Annotated in this window: 22 protein-coding genes, 1 pseudogene and 1 riboswitch; of the genes and pseudogenes, 16 read left to right on the plus strand and 7 right to left on the minus strand. The window is 66.4% G+C overall.

Annotated elements, in window-relative coordinates; translation table 11 throughout:
• Positions 1-108: 108 nt before the first annotated feature.
• Positions 109-1,110: an adenosine kinase gene (locus ADADO0_RS04440; RefSeq protein ID WP_511303887.1), complete on the minus strand. Its 1,002-nt coding sequence runs from the start codon at positions 1,108-1,110 to the stop codon at positions 109-111.
• Between the two features lie 227 nt (positions 1,111-1,337).
• Between ADADO0_RS04440 and glmM the strand changes: the two genes are divergently transcribed.
• Positions 1,338-2,681, plus strand: coding sequence for a phosphoglucosamine mutase (gene glmM, locus ADADO0_RS04445; protein WP_511303888.1), 1,344 nt, complete (start codon positions 1,338-1,340; stop codon positions 2,679-2,681).
• Between the two features lie 131 nt (positions 2,682-2,812).
• Positions 2,813-3,499 carry an outer membrane protein gene (locus ADADO0_RS04450; RefSeq protein WP_511303889.1) on the plus strand — a complete coding sequence of 229 codons (687 nt, stop codon included), beginning with the start codon at positions 2,813-2,815 and terminating at the stop codon, positions 3,497-3,499.
• A 10-nt stretch (positions 3,500-3,509) separates the two neighbouring features.
• On the opposite strand, the gene ADADO0_RS04455 is transcribed toward ADADO0_RS04450, so the two are convergent.
• Entirely contained in the window at positions 3,510-3,872 is a 363-nt protein-coding gene (locus tag ADADO0_RS04455; protein WP_511303890.1) for a response regulator, read from the minus strand.
• A 259-nt stretch (positions 3,873-4,131) separates the two neighbouring features.
• On the opposite strand from ADADO0_RS04455, the gene ADADO0_RS04460 reads away from it, so the two are divergent.
• From ADADO0_RS04460 to ADADO0_RS04480, 5 genes are read left to right on the plus strand one after another with little or no spacing between them, the layout of a single operon-like run.
• Entirely contained in the window at positions 4,132-4,941 is an 810-nt protein-coding gene (locus ADADO0_RS04460; protein ID WP_511303891.1) for an ABC transporter permease, read from the plus strand.
• Positions 4,942-4,998: 57 nt separating this feature from the next.
• Positions 4,999-5,862, plus strand: a complete 864-nt coding sequence (locus ADADO0_RS04465; RefSeq protein ID WP_511303892.1) for an ABC transporter ATP-binding protein — start codon at positions 4,999-5,001, stop codon at positions 5,860-5,862.
• Positions 5,862-7,250: a hypothetical protein gene (locus tag ADADO0_RS04470; RefSeq protein ID WP_511303893.1), complete on the plus strand. Its 1,389-nt coding sequence runs from the start codon at positions 5,862-5,864 to the stop codon at positions 7,248-7,250. The genes ADADO0_RS04465 and ADADO0_RS04470 overlap by 1 nt, the downstream gene beginning before the upstream one ends.
• Positions 7,247-7,594 (plus strand): cupin domain-containing protein, encoded by a 348-nt coding sequence (locus ADADO0_RS04475; RefSeq protein ID WP_511303894.1) that lies wholly within the window; start codon positions 7,247-7,249, stop codon positions 7,592-7,594. Before ADADO0_RS04470 ends, ADADO0_RS04475 begins: the two co-directional genes overlap by 4 nt.
• Positions 7,594-8,757, plus strand: a complete 1,164-nt coding sequence (locus ADADO0_RS04480; protein ID WP_511303896.1) for a dihydrodipicolinate synthase family protein — start codon at positions 7,594-7,596, stop codon at positions 8,755-8,757. The genes ADADO0_RS04475 and ADADO0_RS04480 overlap by 1 nt, the downstream gene beginning before the upstream one ends.
• A gap of 71 nt (positions 8,758-8,828) precedes the next feature.
• Here ADADO0_RS04480 and ppa read toward each other — a convergent pair whose 3' ends face one another.
• The gene (gene ppa / locus ADADO0_RS04485) at positions 8,829-9,362 is read right to left on the minus strand and encodes an inorganic diphosphatase (RefSeq protein ID WP_511303897.1); all 534 of its coding nucleotides are present in this window, start codon (positions 9,360-9,362) and stop codon (positions 8,829-8,831) included.
• Between the two features lie 52 nt (positions 9,363-9,414).
• Positions 9,415-9,924, minus strand: a complete 510-nt coding sequence (locus tag ADADO0_RS04490; RefSeq protein WP_511303899.1) for a GNAT family N-acetyltransferase — start codon at positions 9,922-9,924, stop codon at positions 9,415-9,417.
• A 178-nt stretch (positions 9,925-10,102) separates the two neighbouring features.
• On the opposite strand from ADADO0_RS04490, the gene ADADO0_RS04495 reads away from it, so the two are divergent.
• The 5 genes from ADADO0_RS04495 to ADADO0_RS04515 all read left to right on the plus strand — a co-directional run bounded on the left by ADADO0_RS04495 (position 10,103) and on the right by ADADO0_RS04515 (position 12,735).
• Complete coding sequence (locus ADADO0_RS04495) at positions 10,103-10,432, plus strand: hypothetical protein (protein WP_511303901.1); 330 nt, start codon at positions 10,103-10,105, stop codon at positions 10,430-10,432.
• 170 nt (positions 10,433-10,602) lie between these two features.
• Positions 10,603-11,259 (plus strand): peptide-methionine (S)-S-oxide reductase MsrA, encoded by a 657-nt coding sequence (gene msrA / locus ADADO0_RS04500; RefSeq protein ID WP_511303902.1) that lies wholly within the window; start codon positions 10,603-10,605, stop codon positions 11,257-11,259.
• Positions 11,260-11,419: 160 nt separating this feature from the next.
• On the plus strand, positions 11,420-12,112 hold the full coding sequence (locus ADADO0_RS04505) for a fumarylacetoacetate hydrolase family protein (protein WP_511303904.1): 693 nt from the start codon (positions 11,420-11,422) through the stop codon (positions 12,110-12,112).
• 105 nt (positions 12,113-12,217) lie between these two features.
• A complete protein-coding gene (locus tag ADADO0_RS04510) occupies positions 12,218-12,472 on the plus strand; it encodes a type II toxin-antitoxin system Phd/YefM family antitoxin (RefSeq protein ID WP_511303906.1) in 255 nt (84 codons plus the stop codon).
• The gene (locus ADADO0_RS04515; protein ID WP_511303907.1) at positions 12,469-12,735 is read left to right on the plus strand and encodes a Txe/YoeB family addiction module toxin; all 267 of its coding nucleotides are present in this window, start codon (positions 12,469-12,471) and stop codon (positions 12,733-12,735) included. The genes ADADO0_RS04510 and ADADO0_RS04515 overlap by 4 nt, the downstream gene beginning before the upstream one ends.
• 50 nt (positions 12,736-12,785) lie before the next feature.
• Here ADADO0_RS04515 and prfB read toward each other — a convergent pair whose 3' ends face one another.
• From prfB to ADADO0_RS04530, 3 genes are all read right to left on the minus strand, one after another.
• On the minus strand, positions 12,786-13,916 hold the full coding sequence (prfB, locus tag ADADO0_RS04520) for a peptide chain release factor 2 (RefSeq protein ID WP_511303908.1): 1,131 nt from the start codon (positions 13,914-13,916) through the stop codon (positions 12,786-12,788).
• A gap of 159 nt (positions 13,917-14,075) precedes the next feature.
• Positions 14,076-16,526: a penicillin-binding protein 1A gene (locus ADADO0_RS04525; RefSeq protein WP_511303909.1), complete on the minus strand. Its 2,451-nt coding sequence runs from the start codon at positions 16,524-16,526 to the stop codon at positions 14,076-14,078.
• A 259-nt stretch (positions 16,527-16,785) separates the two neighbouring features.
• The gene (locus ADADO0_RS04530) at positions 16,786-18,219 is read right to left on the minus strand and encodes an N-acetylmuramoyl-L-alanine amidase (protein ID WP_511303910.1); all 1,434 of its coding nucleotides are present in this window, start codon (positions 18,217-18,219) and stop codon (positions 16,786-16,788) included.
• Positions 18,220-18,884: 665 nt separating this feature from the next.
• Here ADADO0_RS04530 and ADADO0_RS04535 point away from each other — a divergent pair.
• The 4 genes and pseudogenes from ADADO0_RS04535 to ADADO0_RS04550 form a co-directional block, all read left to right on the plus strand.
• Positions 18,885-21,908: an Rne/Rng family ribonuclease gene (locus tag ADADO0_RS04535; RefSeq protein ID WP_511303911.1), complete on the plus strand. Its 3,024-nt coding sequence runs from the start codon at positions 18,885-18,887 to the stop codon at positions 21,906-21,908.
• A 293-nt stretch (positions 21,909-22,201) separates the two neighbouring features.
• A riboswitch (cobalamin riboswitch) is annotated at positions 22,202-22,429 on the plus strand.
• An 8-nt stretch (positions 22,430-22,437) separates the two neighbouring features.
• Positions 22,438-22,950, plus strand: coding sequence for a DUF1636 family protein (locus ADADO0_RS04540; protein ID WP_511303912.1), 513 nt, complete (start codon positions 22,438-22,440; stop codon positions 22,948-22,950).
• Positions 22,947-24,005: a cobalamin biosynthesis protein CobW gene (gene cobW, locus ADADO0_RS04545; protein ID WP_511303913.1), complete on the plus strand. Its 1,059-nt coding sequence runs from the start codon at positions 22,947-22,949 to the stop codon at positions 24,003-24,005. Before ADADO0_RS04540 ends, cobW begins: the two co-directional genes overlap by 4 nt.
• A gap of 1,178 nt (positions 24,006-25,183) precedes the next feature.
• Positions 25,184-25,597, plus strand: a pseudogene (locus tag ADADO0_RS04550) (cobaltochelatase subunit CobN); the annotation flags it as partial.
• Between the last annotated feature and the right edge of the window lie 22 nt (positions 25,598-25,619).

Consider the following 25,619-nt stretch of genomic DNA (forward strand, 5'->3'; position numbering starts at 1 on the left):
TCGTCTTGCCCGTGCCGGCGCCGCCGAGAACCATGATGGTTCCGGCCCCGGCCTCGATGTGGCGCACCGCCTCGGCGGCGCCTGCGCCTGGATCGACGGGGAGGATGCTCACCTGATGAGACCAGCCTCTTTGGCAAGGTCCGCCAAGGTCTTCTGCGGCCGCGCCCCGATGTGGGAGATCACCTCCGCCGCCGCCATTGCGCCGAGGCGCAGCGAGGTCGCGGGGTCGATGCCGCGCGCGTGGCCGAAGAGGAAGCCGGCGGCGAACAGGTCGCCCGCGCCCGTTGTGTCGACCACTTCGATCACGGGATAGGCCGGCACTGTAACCGTGGCGCCATCCGCGGTGAACAGGGCACCCGTCTCGCCCCGAGTTACGACCGCCTGCTTGGCATCCGCACGCAGCGATACCAGAGCCGCCTCGAAGTCGCCGGTCTCATACAGCGCCTTCACCTCGGATTCGTTCGCGAACACCAGATCGACGACCCCGGTGCGCATCAAATCGAGGAACTCGGCGCGGTAGCGGCTGACGCAGAAGGCGTCCGAGAGGGTCAGCGCGACCTGCCGGCCGGCGGCATGGGCGATCTCCGCCGCGGCGAGAAACGCCTGCTTCGCGGCCGGCGGATCCCACAGATAGCCTTCCAGATAGACGATGGCGGCGCTCTCAACCGTGGCGCGGTCGATGTGCGCTGACGTCAGGTTCTGGGCCGCGCCGAGGTAGGTGTTCATGGTGCGCTCGCCGTCCGGCGTCACCAGGACGAGGCAGCGCGCGGTGGAGGGGCCATCGGACGCCGCCGGGGTCTCATAGGCGACACCCGCCGCGCGAATGTCGTGGCCGAACACCTCGCCCAGCCCGTCGTCCCGCACCAGCCCGATGAAGCCGGCGCGCCCGCCCAGCGAGGCAATGCCGGTGGCGGTGTTCGCGGCGGAACCGCCGGAAATCTCGATCCCCGGCCCCATGGCCTGGTAGACCGCTTCGGCGCGCGCCTCATCGATCAGGGTCATGGAGCCTTTCGGCATGCCCTGGGCGAGAAGAAAATCCTCCTCGGTGCGCGAGAGGACATCGACAATCGCATTGCCGATGGCGAGGACATCAAGGGTCGCTGAAGGCACGGGGAGACAACTCCGGATCAAGTGTGGCGGCAGCCCTAGCACTGCGACGATGGCTCCGGCAACGCGGGCGTCCCCGCGCTGGATACCAAATCTTCAGATTCCCCTTGAAAAGAGCCCAAACCCCCGCAATGTCAGCCTCGGTCACGTCCCGGTCAGGCGGGAATGGCGGGTGGCGTTGAAAGTGGCGAAGCCGGGGGCATCGCCGCTTTCAGGGGAAAGGTGATGGGATGGCTCGGAAATATTTCGGCACGGACGGCGTTCGAGGCCGCGCCAACAGTACGCTGACGGCGGATCTGGCGCTGCGGGTCGGTATGGCCGCCGGCCTGGTGTTTCGGCGCGGCGAGCACCGCCACCGGGTCGTGATCGGCAAGGACACCCGGCTTTCCGGCTATATGATAGAGAATTCGCTGGTCGCCGGCTTCACCTCGGTGGGCATGGACGTGCTGCTGCTCGGCCCGATGCCGACGCCGGCCGTCGGCATGCTCACGCGTTCCATGCGCGCCGATCTCGGGGTGATGATCTCCGCTTCCCATAATCCGTTCGACGACAACGGCATCAAGCTGTTTGGGCCGGACGGCTTCAAGCTGTCCGACGCCATCGAGATGGAAATCGAGGAGCTGATCGACCAGGAACTGGCGAAGAAGCTCGCCAAGCCGGCGGAAATCGGCCGGGCCCGCCGCCTGGAAGGCGTGCACGCGCGCTATATCGAATATGCCAAGCGCACCCTGCCCCGCGACCAGTCGTTCGACGGCCTGCGGGTGGTGGTGGATTGCGCCAATGGCGCTGGATACCGCGTCGCGCCGGAGGCCCTGTGGGAGCTTGGCGCGGACGTGGTGGCCATCGGCACCGAGCCGGACGGGCTCAACATCAACCGCGATGTGGGCTCCACTTCTCCCGCCGCGCTGGCGGCGAAGGTGCGTGAAGTGCGCGCCGACATCGGCGTCGCCCTCGACGGCGATGCGGACCGCGTCATCATCGTCGACGAGAAGGGCCATATCATCGACGGCGACCAGATCATGGCGGTGGTCGCGGAAAGCTTCCTCGAAGACGGGCGCCTTTCGCGCGACGGCATCGTCGCCACCGTCATGTCCAACCTCGGGCTGGAGCGGCATCTGAAAAGCATCGGCCTCACCCTCGCCCGCACCTCGGTGGGCGACCGCTACGTGCTCGAGCGCATGCGTGCGGACGGATACAATCTGGGCGGCGAGCAATCCGGCCATATCATCATGTCCGACTATTCCACCACGGGCGATGGCCTGCTCGCGGCGCTCCAGGTGCTCGCGGTCGTGGCGCGGCGGAACCGGCCGGTGTCCGAGATATGCCATCGCTTCGAGCCGCTGCCGCAGATTCTCAAGAATGTCCGCTACGCCTCGGGCCAGCCGCTTCAGAACGAGGCGGTGATCATCGCCATCGCCGAGGCCGAGCGTCGCCTCGCCAATCACGGCCGCCTCCTGATCCGCCCCTCCGGCACCGAACCGGTGATCCGCGTGATGGGCGAAGGGGACGACCGCGACTTGGTGGAGACGGTGGTGGACGATGTGATCGACGCGCTGCGGAAGGCGGCGGCCTGAGGGCCGCCACCTCTGCTTTCCCGCGATCAGGGCAAAGCCGCATACACGATCCGTTAGGGTTAACCGGTGCTTAAGCGTCCCGTGCGAGCTTACCCTCGGCCGCCGGTTCGCGCGGCTCATGGACCTTGCGCATGCCGTATCGCTTTCGTTGCCTGATGCTCGCCCTCGCCGCGCTCGCTGGTGTGGCGATTTCGTGCACGCCGGCCAGCGCCGCTGACCCGGCGATGCCTGTGCTCGGCAGAGAAGGCGACTTCTCGCTTGCGCTGCCGGACCTTGAGGAGCAGATGCCCTCAAGCTGGTATGTGCGCATCGATGGTGGCGGATCGCGGATCGACGAGGGCACGGCGACCTTCGGCCGGGCCATCCGCCCTTATGGCGGCGCCCGCGGCTGGACCCTGGGCGTGGGGCTGGGCTACCGGTTCGCGCCTCAGATTCGCGCCGACGTGACCGCCGATTTTACCAGCCACAACAGGCTGACGGAAAACACCTTTCTCGCCAACGCCTATTGGGATATCGCCACCTGGAACAAGCTCACGCCCTATGTCGGTGCGGGCATCGGCGCGGGGTCGGTGTCATTGTCGTCGCGGGCGCCTGTTGCGCGGATTCCCGATCTTGACCGCAACGATTGGCAATTCGCCTGGGCCCTCATGGCTGGGGTCGCCTGGACGATAACGCCGGATATCACCTTCAACGCTGGATATCGTTACCTGGATTTGGGCGCGCCCACATTCACCACCGACGCCAGCCCGCTGCCGCTCAAGCTGTCCGGCGTCCAGGAACAGCAATTCCGCATCGGCCTGCGCTTCGGGCTGAAGTAGGCCCAAGGGATCAGCGCGTCGTCCTCGGAATTAGGGCGGATATTCGCGTGACGGCATCCTGCGCGATATAGGGCTTCGGCAGAAAGCCGGTGGCCCAGCTCACGACGCTGCCATCAAGATGGCCTGACGTGACCAGCACGGGCAGGTCGGGCTTCTGTGCCTTCAGCCGGCGGGCAAGTTCCAGCCCGTCGAACGCGCCTGGCATGCGAACGTCGGTAAACACCAGATCCACCGCTAGGCCCTCGCGCACCAACGCATCGGCCTCGACCGCGCTGACCGCTTCGACCACCTTGAAGCCTTGTGCCCGCAACGCATCACAGATCACGAAGCGCACGAGCACCTCGTCCTCGACCACCAGGATCGTGGTCGGCATCCCTGCCGCATTCGTGGCTTCCAGGGCCTCCCCCATTTTCTTTTGCCCCCAATTAACGTCCCACAACACCGGCGGATGCGAATAGTTCCGCTTAAGTAATTGAGGGCGGGGTCGCCTTCCGGAAAGGCCGCGTGTGGCCTCTGAGGCCCGACATTGGAGAGGGTACATCAGCCCGCTTGACGCCCGGCGCGCGCATCTATTAACTATCGAGTTAATAAAGCTACAAACTAAAAACCACATAGCTCCAGGGAGGAGCGCCATGGCGCAAACCAAACGCCGCCGGACCATCATGAGCGTGATAAACGGCCCCTGGATTCGGCCCGCCTTGTTCATGCTGGCGACGATCGTGATGTGGGACCTTGCCATCAAGGTGTTCAACATTCCGCCGTATCAGGTCCCCTCGCCGGTGGATGTCATCATCACCCTCTATAAGGAATGGCCGCTGCTGCTGCGCGAGGCGGTGCCGACGACCACGGCGACCTTGGCGGGCTTCCTGCTCTCCGCCCTGTTCGGCATTCCGGTGGCGATGTTGATCGCCTCCTCGAAGACGGTGGAGAGCTACATCTACCCGCTCCTGGTGTTCTCCCAGTCGATCCCCAAGATCGCCATCGCGCCGCTGTTCGTGGTGTGGTTCGGCTTCGGCATTTTCCCCAAGGTGATTTCGGCCTTCCTGCTGGGCTTCTTTCCCGTGGTGGTCGCCGCCGTGCAGGGCTTCAAGTCAGTGGACCCCGACCTTCTGGACCTCGCGCGCTCCATGGAAGCCAAGGGGCTCCAGACCTTCCGCATGGTCAGCCTGCCGTTCGCCACCCCCGCCATCTTTGCCGGGCTGAAAGTCTCCGTGACTCTGGCCGTGGTCGGCGCGGTGGTGGGCGAATTCGTCGGCTCCAACTCCGGCATCGGCTACGTGCTCCAGCGGTCCATCGGCAATTTCGAGCTGCCGATGATGTTCGCCGCTTTGGTGGTGCTCTCGATGATCGGCGTGATCCTGTTCTGGATCATCGACATCATCGAGCGTGTCTCGATCCCCTGGCACGCCAGCCAGCGACGCGACTTCGTGGTCGCAGCCTGAGTGGGTACCGGGCGCACCGCGCCCGGTTGAGAGCGACCGATCGTCAAGGAACTTGAAATGGCCCGACCGCACCTCAGGCTCGCCAGCGAAAATACCGCCAGCGAAAATCTTGCCGGCGCCAATCTTGCCGGCGAAGCCCCCACGCCCGCATCCCGCCCGATCATCGAAATGAAGGGGGTCTCCAAGACCTACCGCACGCGAGACGGCGATGTGCCCTCGCTGAAGCCCATCGACTTCACCATCAACGAAGGTGAATTCCTGGTGGTGGTGGGGCCCTCGGGCTGCGGCAAGTCCACCTTGCTGAAGATGGTGGCCGGGCTGATGCCGCCCTCCACCGGCGAAATCCGCGTCGAGGGAAAAGTCATTCTCCAGCCGCATGCGGGCGTCGGCGTGGTGTTCCAGCAGCCGCTTTTGCTGCCGTGGCGCAGCGTGTTCTCCAACGTGATGATGCCGGTGGAGGTGAAGGGGCTGGACAAGGCGACCTACGCCAAGCGAGCCTATGAATTGCTTGAGATGGCCGGGCTTGCCGACTTTGCCGGGAAATACCCCTGGCAGCTGTCCGGCGGCATGCAGCAGCGCGCTTCCATCTGCCGGGCGCTGGTCCACGACCCCAAGATCGTTCTGATGGACGAGCCGTTCGGCGCGCTCGATGCCATGACGCGCGAGAAGATGAACGTGGAGCTGCAACGCATCCAACGCGCCACCGGCAAGACCATATTGTTCATCACGCACTCCATCCCGGAGGCGGTGTTCCTGGCTGATCGCGTGCTGGTAATGAGCGAGCGGCCCGGCACCATCGCCGCCGTCTACGACGTGAATCTGGAGCGCCCGCGCACGCTCGACGTGATGGCCGACCCGGTGTTCGTGTCGCTGACGCAGAAGATCCGCCACCATTTTTACGCTCACGGCGGCCTCGACTGATGGACGCCCCGCGCCTCAAGCTGCGCGAGATCGAGCTGTTCGAGCGGCCTGTGAACTTCCGCGCGCCGTTCCGCTTCGGCGCGGTGACGGTGGAAAGCGCATCGCAGGCTTTCGTGCGGGTCACGGCGGAATTTCCCGATGGTCGGCAGGTGATCGGCGGCACCGCCGAATTGATGGTGCCGAAATGGTTCGACAAGCGGCCCCATCTCGACGTCGCCGATACGGTGGATGAATTGCGCACCGCGCTGCTCTGGGCGCGCGCGCTTTATCTTGAGGGCGAGGCCGATACCGCCTTCGGCCTGCACGCGACGCGCTACGGCGCGCACATGGCGCGGTGCGCAAACGCAGGCATTCCCGCGCTCGCCGCCGCTTTTGGACCTGCCGAAATCGACAAAGCCATCCTCGACGCGCTGCTGCGAGGGCTGGGGCTCGATGTCTTCCGAGGCCTTCGTGCGAATGCGGGCGGCCTCGACGGCCGGCTGACGCCTGACCTCTCCGACGACACCATTTCCGCTTTTCTCGAAACCCGTACCCCACAAGCGCGCGTCGCCCTGCGCCATACGGTTGGGATGATGGACCCGCTGGAGGGGCCGGACGGCATCGCCGCGCTTGGGGCGCGCGACAAGGTCCGCTATTTCAAGCTCAAGCTGTCCGGCGACCTCGATGCGGACAGAGCGCGGCTTGCGCAGATCGCCGCCCATCTCCCCGACAATAGCCAGGTCAGCCTGGACGCCAACGAGCAATATCCCGACGCGAATGCCCTGACCGCCCTGGCCGAGGCGATCACGCGGGATCCCGCCCTCGCGCGCATCGCCCAGCGCATGCTGTATCTGGAACAGCCGCTGCCGCGCGAGAAGACCTTCGCGGCCGCCCTGCCGTCCCTGCCCTTCGATGTCATCATCGACGAGGCGGACGACGGCTATGGTGCCTTCCCCGCCGCCCGCGCTCTCGGCTATGCCGGCGTGTCGTCCAAATCCTGCAAGGGCTTCTACAAATCCCTGCTCAACGGCGCGCGGGCGCAGGCCAATGGCGGCTTCCTCACGGCTGAGGACCTGACCTGCCAGGCAGGTCTGGCGGTGCAGCAGGACACGGCGCTGGTCGCCTTCCTCGGCCTCACGCACGCCGAGCGCAACGGCCATCATTATGCCGACGGCTTCGACAGGGCGCCGGAAGCTGAGGCGTTCCTTCGCGCCCATCCCGCCTTCTATGAGCACACCGCAGGCAATATGCGACTCGCCGTCGGTGACGGCTTTCTCGATACCGCTTCCCTTGCCGTGCCCGGTTTCGCCTCCTCGGTCCTGCCCGATTGGGACCGCCTTGCCCCCCTCACGGTGCCGGGCGCGACCGCGCGCGACCGCCAGCCTGCCATTGCCGAGGCCGCACAATGACAACGCAGAATTACATGATCGCCCGCCTGGAGGATGTGCCGGCCGTGCCCTGCCCCTGCGGCTTCGCGCGGCGCGCCTTCAGCACCGAGGACAACACGACCGCGACCGTGCACCTCACCGACATCACCGAGGATGCGCGCGTGCACTACCACAAGCGCATGACCGAGATTTACGTCATCCTCGAAGGCGAGGGCGAAATGGAGTTGGACGGCGCGCGCGTGCCGGTCTCGCCCCTCACGTCTATTTTCATCAAACCGGGATGCCGCCACCGCGCCATCGGCAAGATGCGCATCCTGATTGTCCCGATCCCCGCGTTCGATCACCACGACGAATGGTTTGACTGATGCCCGCGCTCCTTCTTCCCACCGCCTCCGGTCGCGTCGAGACCTATCGCACCGGCGAGCCCTCGCCGTTTCCCACCAAGCAGGCGGGGCCGTTCAACCGGATCGCCTTCGGCGCCGCCCACATGGTCGCCGACCCGCTGCGCGCGCAAAACCCCTGGATCGACGCCGCCATCGATTGGGACCGCACCATCGCCTATCGCGAGCATCTGTGGGACCTCGGCCTCTCCGTCGCCGAAGCCATGGACACCGCGCAGCGCGGCATGGGGGTGGACTGGCCGACCTCCCTGGAATTGATCCGCCGTTCGGTCTCGGCCGCCAAGGCACGCGGCGCGGGTGTCTATTCCGGCGCCGGCACGGACCATCTCGCGCCCGAGGCCGCGCGCTCCCTGGACGATGTGATCCGCGCCTATGAGGAGCAGATCGAGGCCATCGAAGCGGTAGACGGCAAGATCATCCTCATGGCCTCGCGGGCGCTCGCCCGTGTCGCGCGCGGGCCGGAGGATTACGGCCGGGTCTATGACCGGGTGCTCTCGCAGGTGAAGGAGCCGGTCATCATCCACTGGCTGGGCGATATGTTCGACCCCGCGCTTGCCGGATATTGGGGCACGCGCGACCTTGGCGCGGCGCTCGATACCGCCGTCGAGGTCATCAACCGCAACGCCGCCAAGGTGGACGGCGTGAAGGTGTCGCTGCTCGACAAGGATTTTGAGATTGCCATGCGCCGGCGCCTCGCCAAGGGCGTGCGCATGTATACCGGCGACGACTTCAATTATGCCGAGCTGATCGCAGGGGACGCGGAGGGCTATTCCGACGCGCTGCTAGGTATTTTCGATGCCATCGCGCCGGCCGCGTCCGCCGCACTCACGGCGCTGGCGAGCGGGGATGAGGGCGCGTTCCACCGCATTCTCGCGCCCACGGTCCCACTCTCACGGCACATTTTCCAGGCGCCCACGCGCTTCTATAAGACCGGCATCGTCTTCATGGCCTATCTCAACGGCCATCAAGACCATTTCACCATGGTCGGCGGCCAGGAAAGCGCCCGCTCGACACTGCATCTGGCGGACCTGTTCCGGCTGGCGGATGCAGCCGGCCTGCTGCGCGACCCCGACCTCGCCGCCGCCCGCGCCCGGCCGGTGTTCGCGGCCCACGGCATCGCGGCTTAAGGGAGCCGTAGAAACAATCGTGGCCGGGATTGCCCTGGCCACGATACGCTCAACTCAGTCGGACGGAACGATCAGCCCTTCGCCTTGGCGCGCTCAATGGCTTCGTTGACCATCTGCAGCGCCTCTTCGGCATCGCCCCAGCGCACGATCTTGACCCACTTGCCGGGCTCAAGATCCTTGTAGTGGGTGAAGAAGTGCTCGATCTGCTGGATCGTGATGTCCGGCAGGTCGGAATAGGTCAGCACCTTGTCGTACCGCTTGGTGAGCTTCGGCGCCGGCACGGCGATGATCTTCTCATCGAGGCCGCCCTCGTCTTCCATGAGAAGCACGCCCACCGGCCGAGCTGCGATAACCGCGCCGGGGATGATGGGACGGGTGTTGGCGATGAGGACATCGCACGGGTCGCCATCGCCCGAGAGCGTGTGCGGGATGAAGCCGTAATTGCCGGGGTAGCGCATGGGCGTATAGAGGAAGCGGTCCACGAACAGGGTGCCGGCTTCCTTGTCCAGCTCATACTTGATGGGCTCTCCACCGATCGGCACCTCGATCACCACGTTGACTTCGTGGGGCGGATTCTTGCCGATCTTGATCGCGTCGATGCGCATGTCACCACTCACTTGGAAAGCCTAGGGGATCTCGCGCTGCGTTGCAGCGCGGTTACCGCTGCCAAGCGAAGGCGATTTTGTCCAGGGTTTTCGCTCCGAAACGCTCTGTCGAGGCTGCGACGCGTTGCCCGCCCAAGGCCTCATAGAAGCCGACGGCCCCTGAATTGTCCTTGAGCGCCCACACCACAAGACCATTGAGGCGCGCCAATGACAGATCGCGCCGGGCGGCGGAAAAAAGCCGGTGCCCGAAGCCGAGCCCCTGATAGACCGGCTTCAAGTAGATCTCATAAATCTCGCCGCCATAGGGGAGGGTCTTGGCGCGGTTGCCGCCGTAATTGGCGTAGCCAACCACTTCGTCCCCGGCGATGAGAAGCGAAACGCGGCTGCCCCTTCGGATCGCCTGCTCCCACCACATGGGGCCGCGCCGCTCGACCATGCGCTCGAGTTCCAGGCCCGGGATCAGACCGCGATACGCGGTGCGCCAGGCGTTGTCGTGGACGTCTGCAACCGCAGGAGCGTCCTGCGTCCTTGCGCGTCGGATCTCGATGAGTCCAGTGCCCATGTCGGGATGGAAGCAAACAAGCGCGCGCGCATCAAGTCCTTTAGGTCCACTGCGCACAGGCACCCTGCCGGCATGCCACTCGGGCATGCTCTAAGCCCTTGAGGGCGAACATGCTTCGCCGCTTCCCCAGGCCCGCCGTCGTGCTAGAAGGAAGCGTCGCGGGAATCCGCCGGCACATTTGGCACGTCACGATATGATCCGCTTCCTGTTTCGCTTCTTCGGCTTCTGGGTTCTGGCCGGCGGCTTCGTCGCCCTGGTTGTGGACGGCACGCGCTCTATCGCCGCCTCGCGGATCCTGTTCACCTCAACGCGGGACGCCTGGAACTCCTTATCCCCGGCCACGCTCACCCAGGCGCAGGCGCGGGTTTCCGGCCTTTCGGCCTGGGCTTGGCCGGACCTCGCCGCGCCGGTTCTGGGCCTGCCGTTGTTCGCGGTGCTCGCCGTTCTGGGGCTTCTGATGCTGGCCATCGGCCGCGTGCGGCGGCGCTCGCGCTACGAAGTCGGCTGAGCCGCCCCTCGCATTTAAGTGGGCGCAATCCCATATTAGGCAGCGAGCCGTTCGAGCAGGCTCCGGGCGGCCCCAAGCCCTCCCACAAGTTGCTCCCCCCTCGATCAAGCGCGCCGCATCGCACCGTGTCTCAAGCACCGGCGCGGAACGCGCGCGAGGAGCGCGAAGCCATGTTCTGGTCCAAGAAGTCCCTCGACATTCCCGCCGCCGCGGATGCCCTCCCCGGCCGGGCCGACGCTGTTCCCACCGCCGCGACCCATTTCATCAACGGCCGCCCGCTCAAGGGCCCCTATCCCGAAGGCTTGCAGAGCGCGGTGTTCGCGCTGGGCTGCTTCTGGGGCGCCGAGCGCATGTTCTGGACGCTGCCGGGCGTCTATGTGACCGCCGTGGGTTATATCGGCGGCCACACGCCGAACCCGACCTATGAGGAAACCTGCTCCGGCCGCACCGGGCATACCGAAGGTGTGCTGGTGGTCTATGACCCGAAGCAGACCTCGTTCGGCGCATTGCTGAAGGCGTTCTGGGAAAACCACGACCCGACCCAGGGCATGCGCCAGGGCAATGATATCGGCACGCAATACCGCTCCGGCATCTATGTGCCCGACGCGGCGCGGCTGGCGGAGGCGCGGGCCTCGAAGGCCACCTATGAGGCCGCGCTCAAGGGGCGGGGCTTCGGCGCCATCACCACAGAGATCGCCGAGGGCGGCCCGTTCTATTTCGCCGAGACCTACCATCAGCAATACCTCGGCAAGAACCCGCAGGGCTATTGCAACCTCGGCGGCGTCGGCGTGTCCTGCCCAATCGGGGTCGGGGTGGCGGCCGAATAGTCCGCGACACCGTAAGTCTTCATGCGCGGCGGGAGGCAACTCCCGCCGTTTTTCGGTCCCGCGCCAGCTGACGCATTGATCCCGGCGCCAGAAACGCCTTTTATGCCGCGCCGCAGCTTGCGCCGGGGTTTGAGTCCTCGGCCCTTTAAGAGGACCCCTCATGGCCAGCGCCTTCGTTATCACCGCCCCGGAAATTCCCACCCTTCCCGTCGTGGAGAGCGCGGCGCTGTTTCCGGTTCACCGCATCTATTGCGTCGGCCGCAATTTCGCCGATCACGCCATCGAGATGGGCCACGATCCGAGCCGCGAGCCGCCCTTCTTCTTTCAGAAGAACCCCGACAATCTGGTGCCGGACGGCGCCACCATCCCCTATCCCAAGCGCACCTCGGATGTGCATTACGAGATCGAACTTGTGGTGGCGATCCGGGAAGGCGGCGAGGACATCCCGCTCGCGAGCGCGCTCGATCATGTCTACGGCTACGGCATCGGCATCGACCTGACCCGGCGCGATCTTCAGGGCGAAGCCAAGAAGCTCGGACGGCCGTGGGAAGTCGGCAAGGCATTCGAGCAGTCGGCGCCGGCCTCGGCCCTGGTGCCCGTCTCGCGCATCGGCCACCCCTCCGCCGGGCGGATCTGGCTTTCGGTGAACGGCGTGCTGAAGCAGGAGGGCGACCTCAACCAGATGATCTGGAAGGTGCCGGAGATGATCTCCGAACTCTCCACCCTGTTCCGCCTGATGCCCGGCGACCTGATTTTCGCCGGCACGCCGGCAGGGGTTGGCCCCTGCAAGGCCGGCGACGTGCTGGAAGGCGGCGTCGCGGGTGTCGGCACGCTGAAGGTGACGATCGGCTGATAATAAGCACCGACCCACACTGTGCGTGGGTCGGTGCGCATGCCTTCATTTCTCCCACTTGTATATGTACAGTGTTCTGTACATATCAGGGATATGGAGGATCACATGCAGGTTCTGACCTACACGGACGCCCGCGCCAAATTGAAGGATGTGATGGACCGCGTGGTGGAAAACCACGAAGAGGTCGTCGTCACCCGCAAGAACGGAAAGCCGGTGGTGATGGTCTCCCTGGACGCCTGGAATTCCATCCAGGAGACCATGCATCTCCTCTCGACGCCGGCGAATGCCCGTGCGCTGCGGGACTCCATTGCCCAGCTCGATGAAGGCAGCGGCACCGAGCGTGCGTTGATCGAGCCGTGAGGCTGATCTTCTCCGACCTCGCGTGGGAGCAATACAATCATTGGATAGCGGCCGACCCGAAGGTCTTCGGGCGGCTGAACGACCTCATCCGGGAATGCCGGCGCAGCCCGTTTGTCGGCATGGGGAAGCCTGAACCCTTGAAGGGAGATCTGGCAGGCTGGTGGTCGCGCCGGCTCACGCGGGATGATCGACTGGTGTATCGCGTCTCCGGGAAGGCGCCCCACCAGCAGCTCGAAATCGCCCAATGCCGGTTCCATTATTGACCGGCTCTGCGGCGAAGCGTCGGTAAACGCTCCGCCGTCCGAGATCGAACTTACTCCACGTCCTCCACCTCGGCCGGGCCGCCGCCATAGGCGCGCTGGGCGAGGGCGGCTTCCATGAAGGGGTCGAGGTCGCCGTCGAGCACCTCCTGCGGCGTGCCCGACTGGACGCCGGTGCGCAGGTCTTTCACCAATTGATACGGCTGGAGCACGTAGGACCGGATCTGGTGGCCCCAGCCGATGTCGGTGCGCGCGGCCTGCTCGGCGGCGGCCTGCGCCTCGCGGCGCTTCAGCTCGGCCTCGTAGAGCTTGGCGCGCAGCATGTTCCAGGCGGTGGCCTTGTTCTTGTGCTGCGAGCGATCGCCCTGTGACACCACCGCGATGCCGGTGGGCAAATGGGTGAGGCGCACCGCCGATTCGGTCTTGTTCACATGCTGGCCGCCGGCGCCGCCGGAGCGCATGGTGTCGATGCGCACTTCGCTCTCATTGATCTCGACCACGATGCGGTCGTCGATCACGGGATAGACGTCCACCGAGGCGAACGAGGTCTGGCGGCGGGCGTTGGAATCGAATGGCGAGATGCGCACCAGGCGGTGCACGCCGGCTTCGGTCTTCAGCCAGCCGTAGGCGTTGTGGCCCTTCACCGTGATGGTCGCGGACTTGAGGCCGGCCTGCTCGCCCTGGGACTCGTCCACCAGTTCCACCTTGAAGCCATGGCGCTCGCACCAGCGGCGATACATGCGCAGAAGCATCTCGGCCCAGTCCTGGCTGTCGGTGCCGCCGGCACCGGCATGGACTTCGAGATAGGTGTCGTTGCTATCGGCCTCGCCGTTGAACAGCGATTCCAGTTCGCGCCGGGCAAGCTCCGCTTTCAGCCCGTCGAGCGCGACCGAGGCTTCGGCGATCACGCCCTCGTCGCCTTCCGCTTCACCCAGCTCGATCAGTTCAACGTGGTCGGCGAGTTCGCGGTTCACCCGGTCGATGGCGCCGAGTGCGTCTTCGAGCGAGGTGCGTTCCTGCATCAGCTTCTGGGCCCGTTCGGGATCATCCCAAAGCTTTGGATCCTCGACGATGGCGTTCAGCTCGGCAAGACGCCGACGCGAGCGGTCCACATTGAGATGCTGGCGCAGAAGGTCGACGGATTCGTTGATCTCCTCGACCTTCGCGGCAAGCTCCGCACGCATGGCAAACCTGTCTTTCGATAAATGGCCGGGGAAAGTAGCGAGGGGGGTGGAGCGTGTAAACCAGCGGTCACGCACGAAAGCTCGGCAGGGCGGCCGCTCGGGACCCCCGCTCCGAGCTTCCGACCCCTAAAGAGGACGGAAGCTGAGCCTGTTTCGCGATCAGTAGAGACCGCCGGTCCCGGCGCGGACGGCGCGGTCGGCTTCGGGTGTCACGCCCAGCGAGGCATCCGAGGCGCCGATGACGGAATAGCTGTCGGGCGGCGCGGTGCCCGGCTTGAAGGCTTCGAGGATGGCGTTCTCGCCCGCCCCCGCCCGCAGGCCGCTCTTGGGATTGATCCGCACCAGCTTGATGCCCGGCGGAACACGGAACGGAATCGCCGGCCGGTCGGCGAGCGCCGTCTTCATGAAGTCCCGAACGATGGGTGCCGAGAGGACGCCGCCGGTCGCGCCCTTGCCCATGGGCTTGGGCTTGTCGTAGCCGAGATAGACGCCCACCACCATTTCAGGCGTGAAGGCGACGAACCAGGCGTCCTTCTCGTCGTTGGTGGTGCCGCTCTTGCCGGCCACCGGCTTGCCGAGTTCCTTCAGGGCCGTGCCGGTGCCGCGCTGAACCACGCCCTCCATCATCTCGGTGATCTGGTAGGAGGTCATGGGGTCGAGCACGATCGGCCGCCGGTCGATCAGCGTCGGCTCGGGCTGATTCTGCCAGCTTTCGGCGTCGCAGCCACGGCACTCGCGCTCGTCATGGCGGTAGATGGTGTGGCCATAGCGATCCTGAATGCGGTCGATCAGCGACGGCGTCACCTTGCGCCCGCCGTTCGCCATCATGGCGTAGGCGCCGGTCATCCGCATCAGCGTGGTCTCGCCGGCACCGAGCGCCATGGAGAGCACCGGTAGCATGTCGTCATAAACGCCGAACTTGCGGGCATACTCGGAGATGATCGGCATGCCCACATCCTGTGCGAGACGCACGGTCATCACATTTCGCGACTGTTCCAGGCCGAAGCGCAGGGTCTGCGGGCCGTAGAACTTCTTAGCGTAGTTCTCCGGCGCCCACACCGGCAGGCCGGGTCCCTGGTCGATCTCGATGGGTGCGTCCAGAACGACGGTCGAGGGGGTGTAGCCGTTGTCGAGCGCCGCTGAATAGACGATGGGCTTGAACGAGGAGCCGGGCTGGCGCAGCGCCTGGGTTGCGCGGTTGAACTGGCTCTCGTCGTAGGAAAAGCCGCCCGAAAGCGCGAGCACGCGCCCGGTCAGCGGCTCCATGACCACCATGGCACCTTCCACCTCGGGGATCTGGTGCAGGCGGTATTGGCCATCCTTGCCGGTGATCGGCTCGACATAGACCACGTCGCCCGGCTTCACCACCTGGGCAACCGAGGACACCGCCCTGCCCGCATCCGGCCCCTTGGTCCACCGCGCCCATTTCACGCCGTCGAGCGACAGCAGGCCGAGGTCGCGCTGGGAGGAGACGCCGCCGCCCTTCTCGCGCGGGGGCTGGAAGCCGATGCGTGCCGAATCCTTGTCTGAGGACAGGACCACCGCAAGCTTCCAGGGAATATCGCTGTAGGCCTTCACCTCGGACAGCTTCACGCCCCAGTCGCCGGTGAGGTCGATGGTCTTGTACGGGCCGCGCCATCCGCGCTGTTCATCGAAGCGGATCAGGCCGTCGGACAACGCCTTCTTCGCCATCACCTGAAGCTTGGGATTGAGCGCGGTGCGGACCGAGAGGCCACCCTCGTACAGCTTGGTCTCGCCGTACCGGTCATAAATCTGGCGCCGGACTTCCTCGGCGTAATATTCCGCTGCGAAAATCTGCCCGCCGGTGGGCCGCGGCGTCACAGTCAGCGCAGACTTGCGCGCCACGTCCGCCTGTTGGGCGGTGAGGTAGCCGTTCTCCGCCATGCGGTCGATGACCCAGTTGCGCCGGTCGATGGCACGCTCCCGGTCGCGGAATGGATTGTAGGAGGACGGCGCCTTGGGCAGAGCCGCGATATAGGCGGCTTCCGCCGGGGTCAGTTCGTCCACCGACTTGTCGAAATACATCAGCGAGGCCGCGGCGATGCCGTATGCGCCCATGCCGAGATAAATCTCGTTCAGATAGAGTTCGAGGATGCGGTCCTTCGAATAGGCGCGCTCGATGCGCAGCGCCAGAAGCGCTTCCTTGATCTTACGGTCGATCGACACTTCGTTGGTCAGAAGGAAGTTCTTCGCCACCTGCTGGGTGATGGTGGAGGCGCCCTGGGGGCGACGGTTCGAGCCGTAATTCTGGAGATAGACCAGGCCGGCGCGGAAGATGCCCGAGGGGTCGATGCCGCCGTGCTCATAGAAATTCTTGTCCTCAGCGGACAGAAACGCCTCGATCACCAGGCGGGGAACGTTCTGGATCGGGATATAGAGCCGCTTCTGGCGCGCCCATTCGGCCACCAGCGCTCCGTCGTCCGCATGGACGCGGGTCATCACCGGCGGCTCGTAATTCTGGAGCTGCGAATAATCCGGCAGGTCCTGGGAATATTTCCAGACGAAATAGGTAGCCGCGCCCGCTCCCACCATGAGCACCACAGTGCCCAGGGCAAACAGAAAGCCGAAGAACCTCAACAGCAGCCGCATTCGCCGGCTCCTCCCGCCCGGGACCCGTCAAGGCCCGCCGCAAACTATCCGCATTGACCGCCATTCAAGCTTGCATTCAAGCTTGGCGGCGCAGCGCCCGGTACATAACGCACGCGGGCGACATTGGTCCCGCTATGTTGGCGAAAAGTGGCCGCTTCACGGCCAAAAGCCCGCAGGGGACTTCAACCCTCTGGAGATGATGCCCGGAAAGCACGCTTGCCACCAGCCCGCACGGCCCTCGCGACCTGTGGCGCGGGCGCTATTTGCCGGTCTGCGCGGCAGGGATCGACCCGGTGATGCCGGCGGTGCGGGTGGAGAAGAATTCGTCGATGGCATCGCTCATTCCCCCCGTGACCTTGTCGCGCCATGCGTCGGACGTCATGAGCTTCAGGTCCTCGCGGCTCGACATATAGCCGAGTTCCACCAGCACCGAGGGGGTGTCGTGGGCTTTCAGAACCCGGAAGCCCGCCGATTTCAGCGGCGTTTTGTGGATCCGCCCTGCCGCCTTCATCGCGCTCACCAACGTGCGCGCGAACAAGGCCGAGAAATTCTTGGTCTCGCGCTGGGCGAGATCGAACAGAATGCCCGCCACCTCGTCGCTCTCCTCGGAGAGATCGACGCCGGCGATCAAGTCCGCCTTGTTCTCGATTTCCGCGAGGCGCGCGGCCTCCGAATCGCTGGCGGTCTCGGACAGGGTGTAGACGCTGGCCCCGCGCGCCTGGCCGTCATTGCTGGCGAGCGCGTCGGCGTGGATCGACACGAACAGCGACGCGCGGTTGGCCCTTGCGACCTTCACCCGCTCACCGAGGGCGACGAAGGTATCGCTGGAGCGGGTCAGCACCACGCGGTAACGCCCGCTCTGCTCAAGCTTGGCGCGCAACGCGAGCGCCACCTCCAGCACGATGTTCTTCTCCGAGAAGGCGCTGGCCCCCGTGGTGCCGGAATCGATGCCGCCATGGCCGGGGTCGAGCACGATCACCGGGCGGGTGTCGCCATCGGGGACGGAACTGCGCGCCAGAATGTTCGAAGGCGCGCCCCGCGCCTCGGCGGCGGTGGCAACGCTGACCGCGAAACTCGCCGCATCCGTCTTCACAAGATCGAGAACGAGGCGGGCCGGCTGGTCGTCAACCGCGTCCAGCACGAACGCTTTGTCGATGGCCACCGGCTCCGACACATCCAGCACCATCCGCGCCTTGCCGGGCGCGAACACCCCATAACGGTAATTGGACACCAGGCCGCGTTTGGTCGGCACCCGGCCCGGCTCGAAGATGAAGGCAACGTCCTGAAGATCGAGAATCACCCGGTAGGGGTTGGCGAGAGTGAAGGCGCGAAACTCCACCTTGCGGCTGAGATCGACGATCAGCCGCGTGCGGCGCTCGTCTCCGGCAACGCGCGCGTCGAGGGCCTGCGCCGGGGTGGCGACGGCAGACGGCTGTGCGGGGGCCGATGGCGTCGGCTGCTGGACTTGAGCGGTTTCCTGAGCCGGCGCCTGCGCTTGGGGCTGCTGCTGCGCTTGCGCGCTCCCGCCCGCGAGCAGTGCCAGCGCGGCGAGGCCGGCGCGCACCAAGGGCGCGCGGCAGAATGACACGCCCCGCGAGGCGTGGGCGCTTCCCGACGTCCTTGGATCGACCTGAGCGATCCCGGTGTGAAGTGCGTGCGCCACCATTGGCTGCGAGCCCCAGACCCCCGTCATGCGACGCTTCGTCCTGAAGCGATATGTACCGGATAGGGCGAACCGCGTTAACCGATGGTTCACGGCCGTCCACCGTTCACATCGCCTTGTGGCGTGCCCGCAACAGGGCATCCGCAGATTATTGCCCCCGAAACAGGCATGAACCTTGCCAAAGCAGGATGTGCGCGTTTAAGAAAGAGGGGCATACCGTTCGCGTTCCGGAATTGGCACTTCGGCCCCGGTGGCGTGGCTTTCTCCCGATGCCGCCCTCATATCCGGGATTCCCGGCGAGCCGGCATCTCCCGCCGCAAGCTGCTCAACGATCAAGCGTGAGGGCTTCAGCGGTGAGCGCGCCGTAAGGTGCGCTTGGATGGCAGGCCGCGTCGCTCACGACCACCGAGGTGCCCGATCCGAAGGGGGATCGAACCGCCGTATGCCAGGATTGGGCGCCCGTCCGGTCCGACGCTTCGCTAAGGAACAAGTAGCCGAGGGCATGAACGTTCAACTGCACGACAGGCGCGCACAGCGTGCCACCACGTGCCACGATGCCAAGAGCGTCGAGACGTTGCCCCTGCGCCTGCGTTCCCCTTCTTCCCTTTCCCATTCACGGCGTATCGGCGGTTCGCAGGCAATGCCGCGCCCACCGTCGCGGAGCCTTGGCTCCGGTGCCGCCCAGAGAGAATTCCATGGCAAACAAGATGCTCATCGATGCCACCCACCCGGAGGAGACCCGGGTGGTGGTTGTGCGCGGCAGCCGGGTCGAAGAATTCGACTATGAGGCCGCGTCCCGCAAGCAGTTGCGGGGCAACATTTATCTCGCCAAGGTGACGCGGGTCGAGCCCTCGCTCCAGGCTGCTTTCGTGGAATACGGCGGCAACCGCCACGGCTTCCTCGCCTTCAGCGAAATCCACCCCGACTATTATCAGATCCCGGTCGCCGACCGCCTCGCCCTGATCGAGGAAGAAGAGCGCGCCGCCCGTCAGGCCGACGAGGACGAGGAGCGCCGTGAGCGCCGCCGCTCGCGGCCCCGCCGCGCCCGCCGCGACGAGCGCGTCTCCGAGACCGCAGAGGACGAGGACAGCCAGGGCGGCTCCGGTCACATCGAGGAGATCGAAGACTCCTACGCCGTCGAAACCATCGAGGACGGCCAGATTCTGGGCGGCGACGAGGACGACGACGAGGACGATCACGACCACGACCACCCGGAAGCCGCGCCCCACATCGCCGAAGAGATGTTCGCGCAGGCCGAAGATGCGCCCGTAGCGCAGGAGGTCCCCGCAGAGGACGCCCCGGTCCACGAGCCGGCGCCGGCTGAAGCCTCCGTCGCGTCCCATACTGTTTCCGAAGTCGCCGACCAGTGCGAAAGCGCCCCTGAGGTGACCGAGGCCGCCCCCGCCGCCGAAACCCATTCGGACGCGCCCCACGCGGAAGACGACGACGAGGACGAAGACGAGGAACACGAAGAGGACGAAGTAGAGCAGTTGGGCTCCGCCGACGCCATGGAAGAGGTGCCGGTGCGTTCGCATCAGCGCCGCGCCCGTTCCTACAAGATCCAGGAAGTGATCCGCCGCCGGCAGGTGATGCTGGTGCAGGTGGTCAAGGAGGAGCGCGGCAACAAGGGCGCCGCTCTCACCACCTACCTCTCGCTCGCCGGCCGCTATTCGGTGCTGATGCCCAACACCGCGCGTGGCGGCGGCATCTCCCGCAAGATCACCAATGCGGTCGACCGCAAGCGCCTGAAGGAAGTGGTGCAGGATCTGGAAGTGCCGGAGGGGATGGGCATCATCCTGCGCACCGCCGGCGCCAACCGCACCAAGGTCGAGATCAAGCGCGATTTTGAATACCTGCTGCGCCTTTGGGAAACCGTGCGCGAGCTGACCCTCGGCTCCGCCGCCCCGAACCTGGTCTATGAAGAAGGCTCGCTGATCAAGCGCGCCATCCGCGACCTCTATAATAAGGACATCGACGACATCCACGTCGCCGGCGAGGAAGGATATGCCGAAGCGCGCGACTTCATGCGCATGCTCATGCCCTCGCACACCAAGAACGTGGTGGCCTACCGCGAGCCGCAGCCGATCTTCGCGAAATACGGTGTCGAGCATCAGCTCGACGCGATGTTCTCGCCGGTGGTCCAGCTCAAGAGCGGCGGCTACATCGTCATCAACCCGACCGAGGCCCTGGTCTCCATCGACGTGAACTCCGGCCGCGCCACGCGCGAGCATCACATCGAGGACACCGCGCTCAAGACCAACGTGGAAGCCGCCGAGGAAATCGCCCGGCAGTTGCGCCTGCGCGATCTCGCGGGCCTGGTCGTCATCGACTTCATCGACATGGAGGAGAAGCGCAACAACCGTACGGTCGAGCGCAAGCTCAAGGATTGCCTCCAAAACGACCGGGCGCGCATCCAGGTCGGGCGGATCTCGCATTTCGGCCTGATGGAAATGTCGCGCCAGCGCATCCGCACCGGCGTGCTGGAAAGCTCCATCGAGGTGTGCCCCACCTGCGGCGGCACCGGCCATGTGCGCTCGGCCGCCTCGGTCGCGCTTCAGCTTCTGCGCGCCTTCGAGGAGCAGTTGCTGCGCAGCGCCTCCAACAACCTCATCGGCCGCACCCGCACCGAGGTTGCGCTTTATGTGCTCAACCATAAGCGGGCGCACCTGCGCGAGTTGGAAGAACGCTTCAGCGTCACGCTGACCATCAGCGCCGATGAGAGCGTGAACGGGCACCAGCCCTTCATCATCGAGAAGGGCGACACCGCCGCCCCCGCGCCGGCCGCCCCGCGCCTCAGCAAGGCCATCAGCCCCGACTCCATCCTCCCCGAGGAGGAGTATGAGGAAGAGGACGAGACCCTCGAGGAGGCCCCCGGAGCCGAGCCGGAAGCCGAGACCGAGGAGACTGAGGAGCGCGGCGAGCGCGCCGATGATGGCAACGGACGCCGCAAGCGCCGCCGCCGCCGCCGCCGTGGTGGCGAGCGCGATGGCGAGCCGCGCGAGCCCGGCTCTGAAGGCGAGACTGCGGAAGGCGAAGACGAACCCGCCGCCGAAGGCGAAGCCGAAGAGACCGAGGACGGCGAAACCAGCGAATCGCAGGCCGAGAGCGACCGCCGCCGCCGCCGTCGCGGCCGCCGTGGTGGCCGCCGCAATCGTCGTGAGGGCGAGGATGCTCCGAACGGCGAAGGCGAGGCAGGCGAAGGCGAGACGAATGATGGCGAGGACGAGGGCAGCGAAGAGATCGCCGCCAGCGCCGAGCCTGCGGATCGCGTCCCCGCAGACGCCGAGCCGGTGACATCGGAACCCATGGTCGCGGACGTGTCGACCTCAGAAGTCTCGACTTCCGAAGTCTCGATCTCGGAAGCCGTTGTTTACGAGCCCGCACCGGTTGTTGCCGAGGCGCCTGCCTCCAAGCGAAAGTCAGTTGAGGCCCCCGCGGCTCCGACCGCCCCTGAGCTTCCCGAAGCCAAGCCTGCCCGCCGCCGGTCCACGGTGCGCGAGAAGGCCCCAGGCGCGGGTGCCCCTGCCCCCCAGTTGGAGACCGCATCGACCGCTCCGGTGGACGTGGTGTCCATCCAGGAAGAGGCCTCGGTTCCGATCGCGGACGCGGATATCGCAGCGCCGCTTGCGGCTGAAGAACCCGCGGCGGCGCCCGCTCCCACCCAGCCCCCGGAAAAGCCCCGCTCCGGCTGGTGGCAGCGCAAGCTGTTCGGCGAATAGACCTCCACTTCATCATGCCCGGGCCAGGCCCGGGCATGATTGTTTCTGGGGGGCGTTTCTGCTTTGGGCCGCCCCCTCTCCCGCTTGCGGGGGAGGGCTGGGGAGGGGGTCGGGAGCCTTCCGAATAAACTTTGCACCTACCCCATTTCTCACCAATGCCCCCTCCCTACCCCTCCCCCCGCAAGCGGGAGAGGGAATCAAGCAGCGGCCCAGAGAGGCGACACCCGCCTGGCAAATCTCCCGCCGTCCAGCCCATGCATTCCATGTTGATTGACTTCGCCGGCCACCCACCCTTTAGTGCCGGTGTCAAAGGTTCCCAACCGACGCAGACCCGTGTCGGATGGGTGAAAAGGGAATGCGGTTCGGCGCGACTCGGCGCCAATTCCGCGGCTGCCCCCGCAACTGTAGGCGGATAGTCTCGACCGAAAAGCCACTGGAGACCGGCCCTGCCGGCGCTTCGGGAAGGCGGCACGAGACGACGACCCGCGAGCCAGGAGACCTGCCTTCGACGAACCGCGCGCCGGGCGGGGTGCCCTGGCAAGGCGGCTTCGCGTCGGATCGGCGCGTCTTTCGCACCCGCAGGACCATCGCCCTGGAGCGACCGACGCCCACAGACCGGCACGAGCAGGAGCCCGACGATCACGGGCCCGTCGCGCTTGATTCTCAAGCCGCGCCCGCCGTCACCCTTTTCGTCTGCACCACCTGCCGCGTTCCGGGCACGCCCGCCGAGGAGCCGCCCCAAGGGGGCCATCTTGCCGAAGCGGTCGCTGCGGCCGCAGCCGACCCGGGTGTGGTGGTCCGGCCCGTGCGCTGCCTCTCCAACTGCAAGCGCGGGCTCTCCGCCGCCATGGTCCGCGCGGGCGGCTGGTCCTATGTCTTCGGCGACCTCACGCCCCAGTCGGCACCCGATCTTCTGGCCGGCGCCTCGCTGTTTGCCGGCGCCACCGAGGGCATCATGCCCTGGCGCGGCCGCCCCGATTGCCTCAAGCGCGGCATGATCGCCCGCGTGCCTCCCCTCTCCTTCATCGAGGAACCCCGATGACCTCTCTCACCCGCGTTCCCTGCACCATCGTCACCGGCTTTCTCGGTGCCGGGAAGACGACGCTGATCCGCCATGTCCTTGAGAATGCGGGAGGGCGGAAGCTCGCGGTGATCGTCAACGAGTTCGGCGACGTCGGCATCGACGGGGAAATCCTGAAGGGATGCGGCATCGAAAGCTGCCCCGAGGAGAATATCGTCGAACTCTCCAACGGCTGCCTGTGCTGCACCGTGGCGGATGACTTCGTGCCGGCGCTCGACCAGATCCTGGCGCGGCCGGGCATCGACCATATCCTCATCGAGACCTCCGGCCTCGCGCTGCCCAAGCCCCTGGTCCAGGCGTTCCAGTGGCCGGACATCAAGAGCCGCGTGACCGTGGATGGCGTGGTCGCGGTGGTGGATGGACGCGCGCTCGCCGAAGGCCGGGTCGCCGACGACCTCGCCGCCCTCGCCGCCCAGCGCGCCGCCGATGACACGCTCGATCACGACGACCCGGTGGAAGAGGTGTTCGAGGACCAGATCGCCTGCGCCGACCTGATCGTCATCACCAAGTCGGACCTGATGGACGCCGCCGGCGCCGAGATCGCCGCCGCCCGCGTCGCGCAGGTTCTGCCGCGCGCGGTATCGATGGTGTATGCGGCCGGTGGCAAGGTGGACCCGGCCGTGCTGCTGGGCCTCGGCGTCGGCACCGAGAACGAGATCGAGAACCGCAAGACCCATCACGACGACGAACTCGATCACGACCACGATGATTTCGACAGCTTCGTGCTGCCCCTGCCGGAAATCTCCGAGCCGGCCGCGCTCTCGCAGCGCGTGTCTGAGGCTGCCGGCCTGCCGGGCGTGCTGCGCGTAAAGGGATTCGCCAGCGTCGCCGGCAAGCCGATGCGCCTGCTGGTCCAGGGTGTGGGCACCCGCGTGTCGCACCAGTTCGACCGGCCGTGGGCCGCGAATGAAAAGCGGGCCGGCGCGCTGGTGGTGATCGGCCTCAAGGGTTTCGATCGGGACGCAGCGGCGCAGGCTATTCTCGGCACGGCGCGGCTGGCGACGACGGCAGCCTGAGGGGCTAGACTTCTGCCATGCATCTCCTGGCGAGCACGTCGGCCACCATCGAGGATCTGGCGGAGCCCATCGACCTCCGCCAGCCTCCGGCCGCGATGCTTGCCCTCTCGTTCACCGATAGCGACCTGCTCGCACTTGCTGCCGCTTGGCGGACGGACCGCGCGGACCTCCCCAGCCTGCGCCTCGCCCGGCTGAAGGATTTGCGCCACCCCATGTCGGTGGACCTCTGGCTGGAGCGTTCGGCGCGGCACGCCAAGGTCATCGTCGCGCGCCTCTTGGGCGGGCTCGACTGGTGGCGCTACGGAGCCGAGCGCCTGTCGGTCATCGCCCGCACCCACGGCATCGCTTTGGCGCTGCTGCCGGGAGAGGACCAGGACGACGCCCGCCTTATGGGCCTGTCCACTGTCACACCGCAGGACTGGACCCTCTGGCTCGCCTATTTCCGCCAGGGTGGCCCGGACAACATGCGCGCCCTGCTGCGCTTGGCTGCTGCGCGCACGGATGGCCGCGCCCTGGACGCCCCGCCGCCACACCCCGTCCCCGCCGCTGCATTCTACGCGCGTGTGCAGGCCGCCAACCACACCCCAACCCTCCCCACTCAATCGCCGCCCTCCCCCCTTGAGGGGGAGGGTTGGGGTGGGGGGTATACCGCCGCCAGGACCACCACCTCCGCACTAAGAGAACAGATACCCCCCACCCTGCCCTCCCCCTCAAGGGGGGAGGTGGGCTATTCCCTCTCCCGCTTGCGGGGGAGGGTTAGGGAGGGGGAAATTGCTGAGACATGGCTGGGTGGGGCACCCGTCGCAGGGCTCCTGCCCCCTCCCCAGCCCTCCCCCGCAAGCGGGAGAGGGGGCGACCGCGCCCATCGCGACGGCCTCTCAAGAGGAGAGGGTTTCGAGAGCACGGGCAATGAGACCACCCAGCCAATACCCGTCGCCGCTTCCTGCGAGCCTGGCCTTTCCTTCGCTCACGCACCGCCCCTCCCACCTTCGCGCGCTCCCTCCCCCCGTGAGGGGGAGGGTTGGGGTGGGGGGTATGGCGCCGCCGAGACCACCACCTCCGTACTAAGCGGACAGATACCCCCCACCCTGCCCTCCACCTCAAGGGGGGAGGGTTCAGACCACACGCAGCGGGAAGCTGCGGGCAGTTCAAGCGTCCTCATCCTCTTCTACCGCTCCATGTGGCTCGCCGGAGATACCGCGCCCATTGACGCCCTCTGCGATGCGCTGGCCGCGCGCGGGGTCGCACCGCTGCCGCTTTTCGTGTCGTCCCTGAAAGACCACATTGCCCGCGCCTTCGTGCGCGAGGCCATCGCCGCGCACCGGCCGGATGTCATCATCACCGCCACCGCGTTTGCGGCGGGGGAGACGCAGGACCTGTTCCCGGCCGGCGGCCCGCCGGTGCTCCAGGCAATCCCCGCCACCACCGCGCACTCCGCCTGGGCGGCAAGCCCGCGCGGTCTCGCCTCCGCCGACCTCGCCATGCACGTCGTGTTGCCGGAACTGGACGGCCGGGTCCTTGCGGGCGCGCTGTCGTTCAAGGATGCGGAGGCGCGCGACGACGACCTCGCCTTCTCCGCCGCCCGCAACCGCGCCGAACCGGAGGGCGTCGCCC

Source organism: Aquabacter sp. (assembly GCF_965279295.1).
Classification (GTDB): Bacteria; Pseudomonadota; Alphaproteobacteria; order Rhizobiales; family Xanthobacteraceae; genus Aquabacter.